Origin of the sequence: Achromobacter marplatensis (genome assembly GCF_049060505.1) — a bacterium.
Lineage (GTDB): Bacteria > Pseudomonadota > Gammaproteobacteria > Burkholderiales > Burkholderiaceae_B > Achromobacter > Achromobacter marplatensis_A.
On the sequence record NZ_JBMGRB010000003.1, the window covers coordinates 268,622 to 286,329 of the forward strand.

The following is a 17,708-nucleotide window of genomic DNA, read 5'->3' on the forward strand; positions in this document are numbered from 1 at the left end:
CGTGCTGTTCGCGCCACCCTGCCCCGGCAAACCGGGGCGCCACTCACGGGAAGCGCAAACACCATGAACCGCCCCGATTTCCTGAAGCACCGCGACACCCTCATCCTGGCTGCGCAGACAGGCGATGAAACCGCCATTTCCCGTCTGCTGGCCGTGTGCCAAGCCGACGCACGCCGCTACGCGTACAAGCACTGCCATGCCAGTGACGTCGACGACGCAGTCCAGGAATCCCTGTTGATCGTTTCCCGCAAGGTCGGCGGCCTGAAAGCGGCCGCCGCGTTCTCTTCCTGGCTCTTCACCGTGATCAAGCGGGAATGCCGCAAACTTGCGCGGGCAATGTTCAAGCTTGATCCCCTTCCCGATGAACTGGCCGAAGAGCAATTGCTGCAGCGGCCGAATGACGACCTGCGGATCGACCTTGCCCATGCGCTGGAATCGTTGCCGGCCCATTATCTTGAAGTCGTGCTTCTGCGCGATTTCGAAGAGCTGACCATCGCTGAAATCGCTGAGCGGCTGGGTGAACCGTCCGGCGCCGTCAAGAGCCGGCTGCATCGCGCGCGCGAGCTGGTGCGCGAATACATGCTAAGCACGGAACCCGCCCCCAAGGCGCGGACGCCCGCGAATCCCTGACCTAGGTTCAGATCTTGCGAACCGTTTGACCGGGTCGCCGCCTCTTAGAAGACAAGACTGGCTGTCGCTGGTCGATGGGGCGGCCGCTTCCGGCTGCCTCCTTCACAAGGAGATCCAAATGTCTAACCGCATGCTGTCCACCGCCGTCGCCACGGCTTTCGCCGCCATGATTGGCGCCCTGGCCGCGCCTGCCTTTTCCCAAGGCGCGGCGGGTGCCAACATGGAAAACAAGATGAAGGAAAACCAGGCCAAAGGCATGGAAATGATGAAGACCGGCAAGTTCGAGAAATGCTATGGCGTCGCGCTGAAAGGACAAAACGACTGCTTCGCCGGCGCCGGCACCAGCTGCGCCGGCAGCAGCACCACCGACTATCAAGGCAATGCCTGGAAACTCGTTGCCAAAGGCACATGCACGACGATAGCGACGCCCGCCGGACACGGCAGCCTGACCGCCAAATCTTCTTGATATCGGCATAGGCCGCCACGGGCTGGCGGCAACCCGCCATGCCCGCCGGTCCACTTAAGCGAGGTTCCACATGAGTACTTACCCGCCGGGGCGACCCGCTGGGCCGGATATTCCCGCCCGCGCCGGGGTTGGCCTGAAGGCTGCGCACTGCCGCAGCATCATCGAGACGTGGCCGGACATCGGCTTCTTCGAGGTCCACGCCGAAGACTACATGGGCGCCGGCGGACCGCCCCACCGCTATCTGACTTCGATCCGCGAGCGCTACCCCGTGTCGCTGCACGGCGTGGGCTTGTCGATCGCCGCCGACAGGCCGCTAGACCCCGACCATCTGAAACGCCTGAAGGCGCTGCTTGACCGCTACCAGCCCGGCCTATTCTCCGAGCATCTGGCCTGGTCTTCGCATCAGGGCGCGTACTTGGGCGATCTGCTTCCCGCGCCCTATACCGACGAAACGCTGCAGCTTGTCTGCCGGCACATTGATGAAGCGCAGACGTTCCTGGGCCGGCAGATGCTGCTGGAAAACCCCGCGACCTACATCTGGTTCCGGGAAAGCACCTGGAGCGAGCCTGCGTTCATCCGCGAGATGGTCCGCAGAACGGGATGCGGGCTGCTCCTGGACCTGAACAACGTCCAGGTGGCATGCACGAACCAGCAATGGAGCGCACACGACTACCTGGCTGATTTTCCCTTGCTGTCGGTACAGAAAATCCACCTGGCCGGCCATACACGCCGCCTCGACGACCTGGCGCGCCCGCTCCTGATCGACTCGCATGACCGCGCCGTCGACAATTCCGTCTGGCGTCTGTTTCGCAACGTGATCGCGTGCACGGGCGCCCTGCCGACGCTGATCGAGTGGGATACCAATGTGCCTGACTGGCACGAGCTTCATGTCCAAGCGGCGATGGCGGAGAGTGTGATGCGGGATAGCGTGATGACGGCTTCGCAGCCGACGAAGGAGCCCAGCCATGCCCGCGCTACATAAATGCCAACAGACATTCGCGCAAGCCTTGCTTGATGTCCGCCACGGCGTGCCAGAAGGTGTGGTGGACCCGGAGGGCCAGCAAACCCACCATCGCTTTTCGGTCTGTCGGAACAACGTCTTCACCAGCTTGATCGACGCGCTGCGGGCAGGTTTTCCATGTGTAGAGAAACTGGTCGGTAGCGAATTCTTCGGAGCCATGGCGCGCATTTTCGTCACCCTCTCTCCGCCGCGATCGCCGGTTCTTCTGCATTACGGCGCTGAATTTCCCGATTTCATCGCCACGTTTCGTCCTGCGGCATCGCTGCCCTACTTGGCGGACGTCGCTCGCATCGAACGCGCGGGAACAGAGGCCTATCACGCCCCTGACGCGCCAGCATTGGCGCCCTCCGCGCTTGCCGCCGTACCGATAGGAGAATCGCCCGCGTTGCGCCTCCGGCTCCATCCCTCGGTCCGGCTGCTGCGCTCTTCCTTTCCCGCCTGCACGATCTGGCGGATGAACGCCCCCGGCGGACACCCCAAGCCGGTCGACCTATCCGACGGCGAGGCCACCCTTGTCCTGAGGCCCGAGGCAGAGGTGCAAGTCCGCCAGGTGGCGCTGGCGACCCATCACTTCATAGCGGCGCTGGGACAAGACCTCACGCTATCGCAGGCGGCCGCGATCGCCATCGCCGAAGATCCTCAATTCGATCTTGCCGCGCCCCTTCAGGCGTTGGTTGAAATAGGCGCCTTTGCCGGGTTTGCCCCGAACATAAGCGAGGACCGCCATGCGTGACGGACACATTGACCGGGCACGGAACCGGCTTGCGCATGCGGGTCGTTCAATACCCGCGGTAGATTCGGCGCTTGAACGGATGGCTGCAGTGGCCCGCATCGTCGCCCCGGTTTCACTACGCATCGCCCTCGCGCTTCCGTTCTTCAAATCCGGATTAACCAAATGGGACGGCTTCATGTCGTTGGCCCCGACGACAAGCTTCCTCTTCGCCCAGGAATTCAAGCTGCACATTGTCGGCCACGTCTACGACCTGCCCGCCTCAGACCTGCTCGCCTTGGCGACAGCCACCGCCGAGATCATCCTGCCGATACTGCTGATCGTGGGCCTTGCCACGCGCTTCAGCGCGCTGTCGCTGCTTGGCATGACGGGAGTGATCCAACTCATCGTGCCCGATGGTTGGGCCAACTTTCATCTGCCCTGGGCAACCATGGCGATCGCGCTAATCGCCATCGGACCAGGGCGAGCATCGCTGGATCATTTGCTTCGGAAGCGCTTCAAGTCCCAGCCGGCGGCGCGCGTCATGGCGCCGCGAACGGCAAGCACAAATGAAAAACCCGCAGAGCGTTAGCTTCTGCGGGTTTTAAGACATCGCGGTTTAACGCGGTATCTGTATTTGGCGGAGACGGTGGGATTCGAACCCACGATGCAGTTTTTAGCCACATACTCCCTTAGCAGGGGAGCCCCTTCAGCCTCTCGGGCACGTCTCCGAAAAGAGAACGAGATTCTAGCACGTTTTTTTTGAGTCTTGCCCGCAAACGGGGCCATCAATCAAAAAAACGTGCCAGAGCCGTTGCCTTTATTCCTTGGCGCCCGGCGTCTGGTCCAGGCCGAAGGCCTTGTGCAGCGCGCGCACGCCCAATTCCATGTACTTGTCGTCGATGATGACGGACGTCTTGATTTCGCTGGTGCTGATCATCTGGATGTTGATGCCTTCTTGCGAAAGCGTCTGGAACATCAGGCTGGCCACGCCCACGTGCGAACGCATGCCGATGCCCACGATCGAGACCTTGGCGACCTTTTCGTCGGTGGACAGTTCGCCCGCGCCCACGGCGGGGATGACTTCGCGCTTGAGCAGATCGACGGCGCGCGCGAACTCGTTGCGGTTCACGGTGAACGAGAAGTCGGTCGTGCCAGCCACGGACTGGTTCTGCACGATCATGTCGACGTCGATGTTGGCGGCGGCGACAGGACCCAGGATGGAGAAAGCGATGCCCGGTTTGTCGGGCACGGCCAGCAAGGTGATTTTGGCTTCGTCGCGGCTGAAGGCGATGCCGGAGACAACGGCGGCTTCCATTTTTTCGTCTTCCTCAAAAGTAATCAGCGTGCCCGAGACCATTTCTTCGTCGAGCGGGATGAGCGGGTCGGTCAGCGAGGACAGGACCCGGACCGGTACACGATATTTGCCGGCGAATTCAACCGAGCGGATCTGCAGGACCTTGGAACCCAGCGACGCCATTTCCAGCATTTCCTCGAAGGAAACGACGGCCATGCGGCGCGCTTCGGGCACCACGCGCGGATCGGTCGTGTAAACGCCGTCCACGTCGGTGTAGATCAGGCATTCGTCGGCCTTGATGGCCGCCGCCACGGCCACGGCCGAGGTGTCCGAACCGCCACGGCCCAACGTCGTGATGTGGCCCTCCGGGTCGATGCCCTGGAAGCCCGTCACGATGACCACGCGGCCGGCGTCGAGGTCGGCGCGGATGCGCGCGTCGTCGATGGAGCTGATGCGCGCCTTCGTGAAGGACGAGTCCGTGCGTACAGGCACTTGCCAACCGGCATAGCTACGCGCCGGCACGCCTTCGGCCTGCAGCGCGATGGCCAGCAAGCCGCTGCTGGCCTGCTCGCCGGTGGCGGCGATCATATCGAGCTCGCGGCCATCGGGCTGGGGCGAAATTTCGCGCGCCAGACCAAGCAGGCGATTGGTTTCGCCCGCCATTGCCGACGGCACAACAACAACCTGGTGGCCTGCGGCATGCCACTTCGCGACGCGACGCGCCACGTTCCTGATGCGCTCGACCGAGCCCATCGAAGTACCGCCATATTTGTGAACGATCAGGGACATCTCGTACTCTGGCTGGGAACCCGCCGCAAAGTGGTGGCGGGCAAAACCATATATTCTAGCGCGGCGGTAAAAATTTGCTCAGTTTGAGGAAATTTATGTTCATTACGCGGCTATTTTTCTGCGGATTCTTTCCAAAGCAGCCGTTTTTATCCCCTGGGTTCTACCCAGACCCGTCCCCGATGGCAGCGGATGACGTGCCCCGCCTGTTCCACCCGCAACTGGCGGTCATGGCCTAGGCTGTGTAGTTCGCGTAGCTGGCGCAAAAGATCGCGCAAGCGCGCGTCGCTGGGCATTCGGGCGCCGTTCCGCGCCAGCCAATGGCGCAGCACTTGCGACTGGCGCGCCGCCGACAATCCGCGCCACGCTTGCAGCGAAAAACTGGCGCCGTCCGGACTGGGATCCAACCGCGCGAAATCCTCGCGCGCTACCTCATCAAGAATCTGGGCGGCCTCGGCCATGTGCGCCGCATGCCGGGCGACGATGCCCCGCCACGCGGGCCAGCGGCGGTCCAGCACCGGCGCCAGCAGTTCACGCACCGCGGCGCGCGTGTAGCGGGGATCGGCATTGGTCGGATCTTGCACCGGTTGCCAGCCGCAGGCGGCCTCGACCGATGCCGCCGCCTGCAGGATGGTGGCGCGGTCCTGGCCTAGCCAGGGGCGCAGATACCAGACGCCGTCGCGTAGCGCCGCCGGCGACATGGCCGCCATCCCGGCCAGCCCCGTGCCACGCAACAGGCGCAGCAGCACGGTTTCCGCCTGATCGTTGCGGTGATGCGCCAGCAGCACATGCCGTATTCCGTGGGCGTGAGCCAACTCGGCCAGCGCCGCATAACGCGCGTCGCGGGCAGCCGCTTCGATGCCTTTGCCGCCCGCTTGCTCGACCTGGACGCGGGCCTCGGCCACCGGCGCGTCCAACAAGCCGCCCAGCGCATGCACTTGGCGCCCCCAGGCATCGGCGGCCGCCTGCAGGCCGTGATGCACATGAAACAGCGTCAGCCCCATGCCGAGTTCACGGCATACGGCCGCCGCATGCACGGCCAGCATGGCCGAGTCCGCGCCGCCGCTGACGGCGACCGCGATGCGCGCGGGGCGCTCGGGCAACGCCACCAGCGCCTGCCGCAACGGGGCGGCCAGCTCGGGATAGGCGGAGGGCAGAGGGAAGGCCGAGGGCGTGCCGGAATGCGCAACGCCCGACTCGGCCGCTTGGGGCGTGTCGGGCGTTGGCCGGACGTTCATGGGGATGGCGCGGGTAGCGCGGTCGCGGCGCTGGCGGTGTGCCGGCGCCCTGCCCGCCTTACGCGCGCACTTCCTGAAAAGCGCCGTAGGACAGCAGGCGTTGCACGCGCTGTTCCACAAGCTGTTCGGGCGTCATGCCCTGAAGCTGGCGCAGGGCGTCGCCCAGCGCGCGGCGCAGCAGGCGCGCCATGACGCGGGGGTCGCGGTGCGCGCCGCCCACGGGTTCGTTGACCACCCGATCCACCAGGCCCAGGTCTTTCAGGCGCGGGGCGATGATGGCCAGCGCTTCGGCGGCGTCGGGCGCCTTGTCGGCGCTGCGCCACAGGATCGACGCGCAGCCTTCCGGCGAAATCACGGCATAGGTGGCGTATTGCAGCATCAGCACGGCGTTGCCCACGGCAATCGCCAGCGCGCCGCCCGAACCGCCTTCGCCGATGATCGTGCAGATCACGGGGACCTTGAGTTCGGCCATGGCGTACAGGTTGTGGCCGATGGCTTCGGACTGGCCGCGCTCTTCGGCGCCAATGCCGGGATAAGCGCCCGGGGTATCCACGAACGTGAACACGGGGATGCCGAACTTTTCAGCCAGGCGCATCAGGCGCAGGGCCTTGCGGTAGCCTTCGGGACGCGGCATGCCGAAGTTGCGGGCAGCGCGTTCCTTGGTGTCACGGCCCTTTTGATGGCCGATGACCATGCAGGGGGTGCCGTTAAAGCGCGCAAGACCGCCAATGATGGATTGGTCGTCGGCGTACATGCGGTCGCCGTGCAGTTCATGGAAGTCGGTGAACATTTCGCGCACGTAGTCCAGCGTGTAGGGACGCTGGGGGTGGCGGGCGACAAGGGCCGTCTGCCACGGCGTGAGCTTGGCGTAGATTTCCTTGGCCAAGGTCTGGCTCTTCTGCTGCAGACGCCCGATCTCGTCGGAGATGTCTACCGCTGAATCGGCCTGCACGTAGCGCAGCTGTTCGATCTTGTTTTCAAGTTCGGCCAGCGGCTGTTCAAATTCCAGAAATGTATTGCGCATGTAGTGTGGTTCCGTAGATGGGCTGCCTGGTGTGCATCAGTATTGAACCGGTGTCGGTTCCAGACTGCGCCATAAGTACCAGGTTGCCACGGTACGCCAGGGCTGCCACGCCAGCGAGACTTCGCGAGCCTCGAAGCGCGAGACAGGCTCGCCACTGAAATAGTGTAGCGAGATTGCCTTGAGCAACCCGGGATCATCCAGCGGCAGGACGTCAGGCCGCTGTAGATTGAAAATCAAAAACATCTCCGCCGTCCAGCGTCCGATGCCGCGAATGGCGACCAACTCCGAAATAACGGCCTCGTCGTCCATGGCCGCCCACTTTTCGGGGTGGACGCGGCGTTCGCCGAAATGCACCGCCAGGTCAAGCACGTATTCGGCCTTGCGCTGGGACAAGCCCGCCTTGCGCAGCCCGTCCACGCCGACGCGCAGTACGGCGACCGGCGTGGGGCGCTTACCGACGGCGTCGATGAACTTGGTCCAGACGGCGTCGGCGGCCTTGGTGGAGATCTGTTGGCCGATGATCGCCCGCGCCAGCGTCACGAACGGCGTGCCGCGCGAGGTCAGCCAGACCTCGGGATGCTGGGGGATGACTTTTTTCAGGATCCGGTCGCGCCGCATCAGGTGGGCGACGGCGGCCTCCCAATACTCGGGCTTGGGGATGTCGAGATCGGCGGTGGACATATCGGGCGTATCCACTGGGCTCAGGCCCGGCGCCATTGCGTCAAGCCACCCGGCTTGTCGTCGAGTTCGATCCCGGCATCGCGTAATTCCGCGCGGATGCGGTCCGCTTCGGCGAAATTACGGGCGGCCTTGGCGGCTGCGCGGGCGTCGATCAGCGATTGGATCGCGTCGGCGTCCAGCGTGGCGCGCGGGCCTTGCTCGATCGCTGCGGCGGAATAGCGGGTGGGCGACTGGAAATACGTGGCGGGGTCTTGTTGCAGCAGGCCCAGCAGTGACGCCAGCGCCTTCAATTGGCCGGCGCTGCGTGCGCTTTTGCCGCGGTTGGCCTCGGAGGCCAGTTCGAACAAGGCCGCAATCGCGCCGGAACTGTTGAAATCGTCGTCCATGGCGGCCTTGAAGGCTTGCGCCTGCGGCTCGGTCCAGTCGACGCCTTGATCGTCGGCCGGCACGTTCTGCAGCGCCTGGTACAGGCGGTCCAGTGCGTTCTGCGCGTCGATCAGATTGTCAGGCGTGTAGTTCTGCGAGCTGCGGTAATGGTTGCGAACGATGAAGAAGCGCACCATTTCGGCTTCGCGCGGGTTGACGCGGTAGGTCGCTTCATCCGTGGCCGGGTCGCCCTGGGCGACCGTTTGGCGGATGGTGCGGAAATTGCCCAGGGACTTGGACATCTTGTCCGAATCGACCATGAGCGGGCCGCAGTGCATCCAGATGTTGGCCAGCGTGCCGCCGAAGGCGCCTTCGGTCTGGGCGATCTCGTTTTCGTGGTGCGGGAACTTCAGGTCCGGACCGCCGCCGTGGATGTCCAGAGGCAGCCCCAGCAGGGACTTGCTCATGGCCGAGCACTCGATGTGCCAGCCCGGACGGCCCAAGCCGTAAGGCGACTCCCATTTGGTGTCGGCGGGCTCGTCGGCCTTGGCCGATTTCCACAGCACGAAATCCAGCGGGTCGCGCTTGGCCGAACCCACGGCCACGCGTTCGCCGGCGCGCAGGTCGTCCAGCGTCTTGCCGGACAGCTTGCCGTAACCGGCGAAGCCGCGAACGGCGTAGTTCACGTCGCCATCGTCGGCCTGGTAGGCCAGGCCGTTTTTCTCGAGCTTGCCGATGATGTCGAGCATATCGCCCACGTACTGGGTGGCGCGCGGCTCGCGGTCGGGCGATTCGACGCCCAATGCCCGCTCGTCCGCGTGCATGGCGGCGATGTAGAACTCGGTGACTTCGCCGATGCGGCGGCCGGTTTCCACGGCGCGGCGAATGATCTTGTCGTCGATGTCCGTGATGTTGCGCACGTAGTCGACCGCCAACCCGCTGGCGCGCAGCCAACGCTGCACGATGTCGAACGAGACCAGCATGCGGGCATGGCCAAGGTGGCAGAAGTCGTACACGGTCATGCCACACACGTACATGCGCACCTGACCAGCCTGGGCCGGTTTGAACGGTTCTTTGGTACGCGATAACGTGTTGTAGATTTGCAGCATGGCGCTTTAGGATTCGTCTAATTGCTTCCGGGGCGGATTCGGAAAGTTGCTTGCGAAGGACAATACCTTCGCAGCCTGCCGCCAACACCCACATCATCGAATACCGACGACGGGTCTTGCCAAACCCCGGCCTCGGGCCGATTCATTGGCCGGTTCATTGGCCGGTTCATTGGCCGATTCATTGGCCGGTTCATTGGCCAATTTTCCGGCCGGTTCATTGACCGATTCAGTGACCAATTCTCCGGGTCAGCCCCTGGCCCGACACCCGATGTCGAACCAAAAACCCAACCAGGGCTAAAATGGCGGTCGTCAAGTATAGCAAGCGGCCCGGTCGCGCGCGTAAGTGCGAGCCGGCCACGACTTTTAACGGATACCCACGTGACTATCAAGCCGCGTTTTTGTGTCGCCCTGCTCGCCCTGGCGGTTGCTGGCGCGCCGGTTGGAACCGCCCTTGCCCAGTCGATGGCTGGCGGCGGCGGGACCAATCCCAATGCCACCCGCACCACGCTGGATCCGATTCCGCCCGAAGGCGGCTGGGACGGTTTGGCCAAGCTGCTGGAAGCGGCCAAGCCCGGCGTCGACACGCGGCTTGCCCCCTCGCCTTCGCAGGTCACCACGCGCATCGAAATGCTGCTGAACCGTGGCGACACGGACGAAGCACTGGCGTTGATCGAAAAGCGCGAAGCCGAGATCAAGGACCAGCGCGGCACCGACGTGCAGTTGATGTTCCAGCACGCACGCGCCCTGGCTGCCTTGAACCGCACGAACGAGGCCATCGACATCTACACCGACATGACCACGCGTTTCCCGGAGCTGCCGGAACCTTGGAACAACCTGGCCGCTCTATATGCCAGCCGCGGTGAACTTGAAAAAGCGCAAGATGCCCTGCAAATGGCATTGCGCGCCGACCCCGGCTATGCGGCCGCCCGGGCCAATCTGGGCGACCTGCAACTGCTGCAGGCCCTGCAGACTTACAAAAAAGCCGCCCGCGATGGCGTGCCCGGCATGCAGGACAAAGCCCGCGAAGTCGAAACCATGCTGAAGGATAAACAAGGCAAATGATGTCCCGTTACTCCCCCTTCCACCTGTTGCGCCTGACGGCGTGCTCGTTCGCGCTGGCCGCATTTGCCCCAGCCCTCGTCAGCGCCGCCCCCGCGGCCACTTCTTCCACCTCCACTTCTGAAGGCACAAAAGCCATGAGCACCAATCCCCGCGTCAAGCTCGTCACGAACCAAGGCGACATGGTCATTACCCTGGACGCCGCCAAGGCGCCCAAGACCGTCGAAAACTTCCTGACCTACGTCAAGGAAGGCTTCTACAACGGCACCGTGTTCCATCGCGTGATCGACGGCTTCATGATTCAAGGCGGCGGTTTCGAACCCGGCATGAAGCAAAAGCAAGCCCATGCCCCGATCGAGAACGAAGCCAACAACGGCCTGAAGAACGACAAGTACACCCTGGCGATGGCCCGCACCAGCGACCCGCACTCGGCAACGGCCCAGTTCTTCATCAACGTGTCGAACAACGATTTCCTGAACTTCACGTCGCCCACGCCGAATGGCTGGGGCTACGCCGTATTCGGCACCATCACCGAAGGCACGGACGTGGTCGAAAAGATCAAGGGCGTGAAGACCGGCAACAAGGGCTTCCACCAGAACGTGCCGAACGAAGACGTGATCATCGAGAAGGCCGAAATTCTTGAATAAGATTGCCTTGTCCGGCCCGATCTGGCTGGCATCCGACTTGCATCTGGGGCCGGCCACGCCGGCTACCTCCGAGGCCTTCCTGGCCTTTTTGCAAGCCGCGCAAGAAGACGCTGCCGCCCTGCTGCTGCCGGGCGACATCTTCGATGCCTGGATCGGCGACGACGTGATCCGCGCCGCACCGCCGTGGCTGTCCACGGTGCTGTCGGCGCTGCGTGAAACGGCCGGGCGCATCCCGGTGTGGCTGGGCCGCGGCAACCGCGACTTCCTGATCGGGGAAGAACTGGCCAACGCCGTGGGCGCCAAGCTGCTGCCCGAACCTGCCCTGCTGGAAACGGATTTCGGCCAGGTGCTGTTGACCCATGGCGACGAGTTCTGTACGGACGACGCCGCGTATCAGCAGTTCCGCAAGATGGTCCGCGACCCGCGATGGCAGGCCGAGTTCCTGGGCAAGACCATTCCCGAACGCCTGGCGATGGCCCAACAGGCCCGTGGCGAGAGCCAAGCGGCCAACCAGACAAAATCCATGGAGATCATGGACGTCAACGGCGCCGCCATTCAGTCCATTTTCCAAGAGACGGGCGTGCGCGTGCTGGTGCATGGCCACACGCATCGCCCCGCCCGCCACGTGCTGGAAGTGGACGGCAAGAAGCGCGAGCGCTGGGTGCTGCCCGACTGGGATTGCGACCACGTGTCGCCCGCCCGGGGCGGCTGGCTGGTCATCGACCGCGACGGCCTGGAGTTCTACGATCTGGAAACGTAGGATGGGTGAAGCGCGCGAGTTCGTACGCAAGAACTTTGCCGCCCAGCGCGCGTAACCCATCAAGCGGCGATTGCATTGTGGCTAAAGTTGCCAAGAAATCATCGCTGCTTGATGGGTTGCGCGCGCTCGAGGCCGGTGTTCTTGCGTGCGAACTCGCGCGCTCCACCCATCCTACGATGCAAAAAAAAGGGCCTCGCATTGCTTGCTAGGCCCTTTTTTTATCCTGCCGCCGGCAGGCTTAGCGAGTGAAAACCCACGCAGCCACCACCGCGCCGAACACGATGCGGTACCAGGCGAACACGCGGTAGGTGTGATTGGCCACGAAGCGCAACACCGCGCGCACCACCACCATCGCGCTCAAGAACGCCGCGATGAAGCCCACGGCGATGCCGGACAGGTCGTGCTGGGTCAACACGCCGAAGTTCTTGTACATGTCGAACACCGCCGCGCCCAGCATCGTGGGCATGGCCAGGAAGAACGAGAACTCGGTTGCCGTCTTGCGCTGGATGCCGGCGATCATGCCGCCAATGATGGTGGCGCCCGAACGCGACGTGCCGGGGATCATGGCGAAGCACTGGGCCACGCCCACGCCCAGGGCCTGCTTCCAGGTGATCTGCTCTAGCGTATGCGCCGAAGCGCGCTCGTCGGAGGCCGTATCGTCGGCCGCCCCCGGAACATCGCCCGGCGTGTGGTGCGTCTTGCGCTCGACGTACAGCATGATCAGGCCGCCCACCACCAGCGTCACCACCACCACGCCCGGGTGGTAGAACACCGACTTGATCGCCTTGATGAAGATCGCACCAATGACGGCTGCGGGCAGGAAGGCGATGATCAGGTTGCGGGCGAAGGCGACCTCGCTGGGCACCCCCGTCAGGGCGCCGCGGACCAGCTTGAGCAGCCGCGCACGGAACACCCACATCACGGCCAGGATCGAACCCAGCTGGATCACCACCTCGAACACTTTTGCGTCGCTGGATTGGAAATTGATCCAGTCGCCCACCAGGATGAGGTGGCCGGTACTGGATACGGGGATGAATTCCGTCAGGCCTTCAAGAATGCCAAGGATGAAAGCCTTGACCAGATAGAGCGTGTTTTCAGTCACGATAGGTAGGATTTCCGGTTAATCGTTGGCAAGCGATGCTTCATCGGAGAGCATTTCCTGGGGCCGCCTTTCCACGCGCACCAGCGCGATCCGGCGGCCATCCATTTCCAGCACTTCAAAGCGAAAGCGCTGATGATGGATTTCGTGTTCGCAGGCATCTCCCGGCTTGGGCAGATGCCCGAAGCGCGACAGCAGATAGCCCGCCAGGGTGGAAAAGTCCTGGGCTTCGTCGACCAGGCCTTCGGTTTCCAGTACCTGTTCAACATGGTGCAGATCGGCGGCGCCGTCGATCTTCCAGGTGTTGTCGCCGTCGGCCACGATGTCGGGCAGTTCGTCTTCGTCGGGGAATTCGCCGGCAATGGCCTCGAAGACGTCGATGGGCGTGACCAGCCCTTCGATGGCGCCGAACTCGTCGGCCACCAGCACCAGTTGGCCACGCGACCGCTTCAGGGTGTCCATCAGGCGCAGGATGCCGATGGCCTCGTGCACGATGATGGGGTCGCGCAGGCGATTGCGGCGCACCCGGCCTTCGGTGATCAGGTCAGCCACCAGATCCTTGGCGCGCGCAATGCCCAGCACCTCGTCCAGCGAACCGCGGCAAACAGGGAAGAAGCTGTGCGGCGCTTCGGTCAGTTGGCGGCGGATCAGTTCGGGATCATCGTCGATGTTGATCCAGGACACATCCGTGCGCGGCGTCATGATCGACCGGATGGACCGCTCGGCCAGTGTCAGCACGCCGCTGACCATATTGCGCTCTTCGACGCCAAAGGCGGGCATGGCCGGGCCGTCGGCGTTGGGCAGGTCGGGCTCGTCGCTGGCGGGCGGGCGCTTGCCCAGCATGCGCAGCACGGCCGACGCCGTGCGTTCGCGCATCGGGCGGCGGGCGTCCAGCTTCAGCAGGTTGCGGCGCGCCACCTGGTTAAGCGCTTCGATGGCCACCGAGAAGCCAATGGCGGCATACAGGTAGCCCTTGGGCACCTTGAAGCCGAAGGCCTCGGCCAGTAGCGAAAAGCCGATCATCAGCAGGAAGCCCAGACACAGGACCACCACGGTCGGGTGCGCGTTGACAAAGCGCGTCAGCGGCTTGGAGGCCAGCAGCATGATGCCGATGGCGATGATGACGGCGATCATCATGATGGCCAGATGGTCCACCATGCCCACGGCGGTGATCACGGAGTCCAGCGAGAACACCGCGTCCAGCACCACGATCTGCGTCACGATGACCCAGAAGCTTGCGTACACGCGCGGCCCGGACGAGCCGACGTGCAGCCCGCCTTCCAGGCGTTCATGCAGTTCCATCGTGCCTTTGAACAGCAGAAACAGGCCGCCTACCATCAGGATCAGGTCGCGCCCCGAGGGCGACAGCGGACCGACCGAGAACAAGGGCGTGGTCAAGGTGACCAGCCACGACATGACGGACAGGAGGCCAAGCCGCATGATCAGGGCCAGGCTCAGCCCCATGATGCGCGCGCGGTCACGCTGCGCGGGGGGCAATTTGTCCGCCAGGATGGCGATGAAAATCAGGTTATCAATGCCCAGGACGATCTCAAGGACCACCAAGGTAAGCAAGCCGACCCACGCAGCGGGGTCTAGCAGCCACTCCATCAGGAGCTCCAGAAGTTACACGACCGGTAATCGTACATGGAAATGCCATGACACGCCGGTGACACGCCTCGTCCGTATGCCTGATGGCCGCGGGTTTTCAATCGGCTGATAAGCGGATCAAGCCGGATTCCAGGCAGAAAAAAAGCTGGCGCGCGCGCCAGCTTTCAGCCGTCAACCCGCAACGAAATCAGCCGCCCAGCTTCAGCGTGCCCTTCATCATGGCCCAATGCCCGGGGAACGAGCAGAAATAGGCGTAGTCCTGGCCGGCCGCGATCTTCGACACGTCGAAGGTCACGGAGTCGGATTCGCCGCCGCCGATGACTTTGGTATGGGCGATGACCCGGGGGTCGGCGGCCTTGACATAGTCCTGCGCCAGGCCCGCGCCCACGCCCTCGGTGGCCACCGCCTGCTTGTCCGCGTCTTTGGTCAACACCAGGTTATGGCCCATGGCGACCTTGGGCATCTTGCCTACGTGCTTCAGATGCAAGGTGAATTGCTTGCAGCTCTTGTCGACGACGATTTCCTTGACGTTGTACTGCATGGCGTCATTGCTCTCGACAGTAGCCTCGCATTGCGCGGCAAACACCGGCAAGGCGGCGGTGGATAGCAGGAGGGCCAGGGTGGTCTTTGCAAGCATGAAATTCTCCGGTGACTGGGCGGTCCGTTTGCGCGATTGCGGTATCTGTCCGCAAGGCCGCCGCCGCGCAGAAGTCTATGCCCGCGATCACCCGGCCCGATTGACGCGCATCAAACGCACCGGCCAATAACCGCATACATCCCTACGGTCAATAAGGGTATTACTTAGGAAACATACGAGTTTGACAAACCGCAACGTGATGCCGTGCGGCGATTCGTAGGATGGCGGCAGACCCATACCAATAAGAGTCAGAGCATGCGCGGCAGTTCGGCGGCACGTCACGGATTTCCCCATTTCATCGGGGCCCTTATTTTCTTCTTGCTGCTGAGCTGGGCATTGCTTGGAACCGCCGCACAGGCACAGCGGCTACCAGATTTCCTGGGCGCGACGCCGCTAGCAGAGATCTTCCCCGGCGCCGACCGGATCGGTCCGCCCGAAGGCAAGCCGGTGACCGTCCGGGCCTACGCCGGCGGCCAGGCGCTTGGACGCATCTATCTGACTTCCGATGTCGTCAACACGCGGGGCTATTCCAGCAAGCCGATCGATGTGCTGGTGGGCCTGGCGGACAACGGCCGGATCGTCGGGGCAAAGCTGGTGGAACACCACGAACCCATCGTGCTGATCGGCATTCCTCAATCAAAGGTCGACCATTTCATCCAGGGCTATGTGGGCCTGAACTTCGTGGACAGCCCGCCCCGCCACGGCGCGCCGCCCCCGGTGGATATCGTCAGTGGCGCCACCGTCACCCTGATGGTGATCGGCGACAGCATCACGCGGTCGGCCATCGCGGTGGCGCGCGCCTATGGCGTCGACAAGACCGCCGCCGGCCAGCCTGCGGCCGCCCCTGCCGCCGCGCGCCAGGTGGACGAGGCCCTGAGCGCCGTCGAGTCCTGGCAATCGCTGCAGGAAGCCGGTGCCGTCAGGCGCCTGCGCCTGTCGCCTGAAGACGTGGATCTGGCGTTCCGCCAGTCGGGTCGGCAAGACGCGGCCCGTCACGGGCAGGAAGCCGCGCAGGACGATACGTTCATCGACCTGTACGTGGCGCTGGCCAGCGTGCCGGGCATCGGCCGCAGCCTGCTTGGCGACACGGAATGGCAGCGCCTGAAAGAACGGCTCAAGCCAGGACAGCAGGCAATTCTGGTGGCGGGCGAAGGCGCCTATTCATTCAAGGGCTCGGGCTATGTGCGCGGCGGCATCTTCGACCGCATCGAGATCATCCAGGACGAAAGCAGCTTCCGCTTCCGCGACCGCAACCATCAAAGGCTGGCCGATATCGCGGCCCCGGGTTCGCCCGCGCTGCGGGAAGTGGCGCTGTTCGTCGTGCCTGAAGACGCGTCGCTGGACCCCGTAAAACCCTGGCGCCTGCAACTGATGGTGCAGCGCGTGCTAAGCGTGTCGGACAAGGCCTTTGTGACCTTCGACCTGCCCTACGAACTGCCCGTGCGGTATACGCGGCCCGTCGCGCAGGCCACCGCCGCACAGCAAACACCTGCCAGCGTGCCCGCGGCCATCGCGCAAGCCCCCGAGGGAAATGCCGCCCCGGCGCTGTGGAAGCAGATCTGGCGCGGCAAGCTTGGCCAGGTCGCCATCCTGGCGGTGGCCCTTGCGGTGCTGGTCGGCATCTTCTTCTTCCAGGACCAATTGGCAAGCCGGCCCCTCATGCATGACCGCCTGCGCCTGGCATTCCTGGCGTTCGCGCTGTTCTGGATCGGCTGGTATGGCCAGGCTCAGCTATCCATCGTCAATGTGCTGACGTTCTTTTCAGCGCTGCGCAGCGACTTCCGTTGGGAGTACTTCCTGATGGATCCGCTGGTCTTCATCCTGTGGTGCGCCACGGCGATCTCCATGGTTTTCTGGAACCGGGGCGCGTTCTGCGGCTGGCTGTGCCCGTTCGGCGCCTTGCAAGAGCTTTCCAACCGAATCGCCAAACGCCTGGGGGTGCGCCAGATCACGATCCGCCACGGCGTGCACCAGCGCCTGTCGACGCTGAAGTACGTCATTTTCCTTCTGCTTTTCGGCTTTTCGCTCTATGACCTGGCGGTCGCCGAGCAGCTTGCCGAGGTCGAACCGTTCAAGACCGCGATCATCCTGCGCTTCATGCGCTACTGGCCCTTCGTGGCGTTCGCCGTGGCGCTGCTGGCCGCCGGCCTGTTCGTGGAACGCTTTTTCTGCCGTTACCTCTGTCCGCTGGGGGCCGCGCTGGCCATCCCTGCCCGGCTACGCATCTTCGACTGGCTGCGCCGCTACCGCGAATGCGGCAACCCCTGTCAACGCTGCAACCACGAATGCCCGGTGCAGGCGATCGAACCCACCGGCGAAATCAATCCGAACGAGTGCATCCAGTGCCTGCACTGCCAGATGCTCTACCACCACGAGCAGAAATGCCCGCACCTGATCCAGAAGCGGAACAAGCGCGAACGCCGCCGCACGCCGGACACAGGCGTCGTGGAGCAGGAAATCGTCATACATCGCGCGCCGAATCCCAATCCGCCGGCCACCCCGGCGCCTACCGAACGCTGACACCCCGTTTTCGCACTGCGGCGCCAAGCGCCGTCCCTATCAAGGAGTTTT

Annotated in this window: 17 protein-coding genes and 1 tRNA gene; 9 read left to right on the forward strand and 9 right to left on the reverse strand. The window is 63.8% G+C overall.

The features are described from left to right. The first annotated feature begins 63 nt into the window (after positions 1-63). The 5 genes from ACI0FO_RS09410 to ACI0FO_RS09430 all read left to right on the forward strand — a co-directional run bounded on the left by ACI0FO_RS09410 (position 64) and on the right by ACI0FO_RS09430 (position 3,418). Positions 64-630 (forward strand): RNA polymerase sigma factor, encoded by a 567-nt coding sequence (locus ACI0FO_RS09410; protein WP_416026079.1) that lies wholly within the window; start codon positions 64-66, stop codon positions 628-630. 118 nt (positions 631-748) lie between these two features. Next, entirely contained in the window at positions 749-1,096 is a 348-nt protein-coding gene (locus tag ACI0FO_RS09415; protein WP_416026080.1) for a DUF2282 domain-containing protein, read from the forward strand. Positions 1,097-1,166: 70 nt separating this feature from the next. Then, on the forward strand, positions 1,167-2,078 hold the full coding sequence (locus ACI0FO_RS09420; protein WP_416026081.1) for a DUF692 domain-containing protein: 912 nt from the start codon (positions 1,167-1,169) through the stop codon (positions 2,076-2,078). Beyond that, the gene (locus ACI0FO_RS09425) at positions 2,062-2,850 is read left to right on the forward strand and encodes a DNA-binding domain-containing protein (protein ID WP_416026082.1); all 789 of its coding nucleotides are present in this window, start codon (positions 2,062-2,064) and stop codon (positions 2,848-2,850) included. Before ACI0FO_RS09420 ends, ACI0FO_RS09425 begins: the two co-directional genes overlap by 17 nt. A 79-nt stretch (positions 2,851-2,929) precedes the next feature. Further along, positions 2,930-3,418 carry a DoxX family protein gene (locus tag ACI0FO_RS09430; protein ID WP_416026083.1) on the forward strand — a complete coding sequence of 163 codons (489 nt, stop codon included), beginning with the start codon at positions 2,930-2,932 and terminating at the stop codon, positions 3,416-3,418. Between the two features lie 46 nt (positions 3,419-3,464). Here ACI0FO_RS09430 and ACI0FO_RS09435 read toward each other — a convergent pair. The 6 genes from ACI0FO_RS09435 to cysS all read right to left on the reverse strand — a co-directional run bounded on the left by ACI0FO_RS09435 (position 3,465) and on the right by cysS (position 9,327). Continuing rightward, positions 3,465-3,557: transfer RNA gene (locus ACI0FO_RS09435), tRNA-Ser, on the reverse strand. An 89-nt stretch (positions 3,558-3,646) separates the two neighbouring features. Continuing rightward, the gene (locus ACI0FO_RS09440; RefSeq protein WP_105557499.1) at positions 3,647-4,912 is read right to left on the reverse strand and encodes an aspartate kinase; all 1,266 of its coding nucleotides are present in this window, start codon (positions 4,910-4,912) and stop codon (positions 3,647-3,649) included. A 146-nt stretch (positions 4,913-5,058) separates the two neighbouring features. Next, a complete protein-coding gene (tilS, locus tag ACI0FO_RS09445) occupies positions 5,059-6,033 on the reverse strand; it encodes a tRNA lysidine(34) synthetase TilS (protein ID WP_416026601.1) in 975 nt (324 codons plus the stop codon). 172 nt (positions 6,034-6,205) lie between these two features. Continuing rightward, entirely contained in the window at positions 6,206-7,171 is a 966-nt protein-coding gene (locus ACI0FO_RS09450; RefSeq protein WP_416026084.1) for an acetyl-CoA carboxylase carboxyltransferase subunit alpha, read from the reverse strand. A 36-nt stretch (positions 7,172-7,207) separates the two neighbouring features. Beyond that, positions 7,208-7,852 carry a DNA-3-methyladenine glycosylase family protein gene (locus ACI0FO_RS09455; protein ID WP_006225511.1) on the reverse strand — a complete coding sequence of 215 codons (645 nt, stop codon included), beginning with the start codon at positions 7,850-7,852 and terminating at the stop codon, positions 7,208-7,210. Between the two features lie 20 nt (positions 7,853-7,872). Further along, on the reverse strand, positions 7,873-9,327 hold the full coding sequence (cysS, locus tag ACI0FO_RS09460) for a cysteine--tRNA ligase (protein ID WP_416026085.1): 1,455 nt from the start codon (positions 9,325-9,327) through the stop codon (positions 7,873-7,875). 378 nt (positions 9,328-9,705) lie between these two features. On the opposite strand from cysS, the gene ACI0FO_RS09465 reads away from it, so the two are divergent. From ACI0FO_RS09465 to ACI0FO_RS09475, 3 genes are all read left to right on the forward strand, one after another. Then, entirely contained in the window at positions 9,706-10,389 is a 684-nt protein-coding gene (locus ACI0FO_RS09465; protein ID WP_416026086.1) for a tetratricopeptide repeat protein, read from the forward strand. Between the two features lie 134 nt (positions 10,390-10,523). Continuing rightward, entirely contained in the window at positions 10,524-11,033 is a 510-nt protein-coding gene (locus tag ACI0FO_RS09470) for a peptidylprolyl isomerase (protein ID WP_416026087.1), read from the forward strand. Continuing rightward, a complete protein-coding gene (locus ACI0FO_RS09475; RefSeq protein WP_416026089.1) occupies positions 11,026-11,793 on the forward strand; it encodes a UDP-2,3-diacylglucosamine diphosphatase in 768 nt (255 codons plus the stop codon). Before ACI0FO_RS09470 ends, ACI0FO_RS09475 begins: the two co-directional genes overlap by 8 nt. 238 nt (positions 11,794-12,031) lie before the next feature. Here the strand turns inward: ACI0FO_RS09475 and ACI0FO_RS09480 are convergent, their stop codons facing one another. The 3 genes from ACI0FO_RS09480 to azu all read right to left on the reverse strand — a co-directional run bounded on the left by ACI0FO_RS09480 (position 12,032) and on the right by azu (position 15,137). After that, positions 12,032-12,895, reverse strand: coding sequence for an undecaprenyl-diphosphate phosphatase (locus tag ACI0FO_RS09480; RefSeq protein ID WP_416026091.1), 864 nt, complete (start codon positions 12,893-12,895; stop codon positions 12,032-12,034). Between the two features lie 18 nt (positions 12,896-12,913). After that, the gene (locus ACI0FO_RS09485; protein ID WP_416026092.1) at positions 12,914-14,500 is read right to left on the reverse strand and encodes a TerC family protein; all 1,587 of its coding nucleotides are present in this window, start codon (positions 14,498-14,500) and stop codon (positions 12,914-12,916) included. Between the two features lie 187 nt (positions 14,501-14,687). Then, positions 14,688-15,137, reverse strand: coding sequence for an azurin (azu, locus tag ACI0FO_RS09490; protein ID WP_416026094.1), 450 nt, complete (start codon positions 15,135-15,137; stop codon positions 14,688-14,690). 336 nt (positions 15,138-15,473) lie between these two features. On the opposite strand from azu, the gene ACI0FO_RS09495 reads away from it, so the two are divergent. Beyond that, positions 15,474-17,657, forward strand: coding sequence for a 4Fe-4S binding protein (locus ACI0FO_RS09495; RefSeq protein WP_416026096.1), 2,184 nt, complete (start codon positions 15,474-15,476; stop codon positions 17,655-17,657). Positions 17,658-17,708: the final 51 nt, after the last annotated feature.

Coding starts and splice junctions, on each gene's coding strand:
- ACI0FO_RS09440 (WP_105557499.1), bottom strand. CDS start 4,912: ATGTCCCTGATCGTTCACAAATATGGCGGTACTTCGATGGGCTCGGTC.
- ACI0FO_RS09455 (WP_006225511.1), bottom strand. CDS start 7,852: ATGTCCACCGCCGATCTCGACATCCCCAAGCCCGAGTATTGGGAGGCC.
- ACI0FO_RS09430 (WP_416026083.1), top strand. CDS start 2,930: ATGGCTGCAGTGGCCCGCATCGTCGCCCCGGTTTCACTACGCATCGCC.
- ACI0FO_RS09450 (WP_416026084.1), bottom strand. CDS start 7,171: ATGCGCAATACATTTCTGGAATTTGAACAGCCGCTGGCCGAACTTGAA.
- ACI0FO_RS09420 (WP_416026081.1), top strand. CDS start 1,167: ATGAGTACTTACCCGCCGGGGCGACCCGCTGGGCCGGATATTCCCGCC.
- azu (WP_416026094.1), bottom strand. CDS start 15,137: ATGCTTGCAAAGACCACCCTGGCCCTCCTGCTATCCACCGCCGCCTTG.
- ACI0FO_RS09470 (WP_416026087.1), top strand. CDS start 10,524: ATGAGCACCAATCCCCGCGTCAAGCTCGTCACGAACCAAGGCGACATG.
- ACI0FO_RS09425 (WP_416026082.1), top strand. CDS start 2,062: ATGCCCGCGCTACATAAATGCCAACAGACATTCGCGCAAGCCTTGCTT.
- ACI0FO_RS09485 (WP_416026092.1), bottom strand. CDS start 14,500: ATGGAGTGGCTGCTAGACCCCGCTGCGTGGGTCGGCTTGCTTACCTTG.
- ACI0FO_RS09415 (WP_416026080.1), top strand. CDS start 749: ATGTCTAACCGCATGCTGTCCACCGCCGTCGCCACGGCTTTCGCCGCC.
- cysS (WP_416026085.1), bottom strand. CDS start 9,327: ATGCTGCAAATCTACAACACGTTATCGCGTACCAAAGAACCGTTCAAA.
- ACI0FO_RS09410 (WP_416026079.1), top strand. CDS start 64: ATGAACCGCCCCGATTTCCTGAAGCACCGCGACACCCTCATCCTGGCT.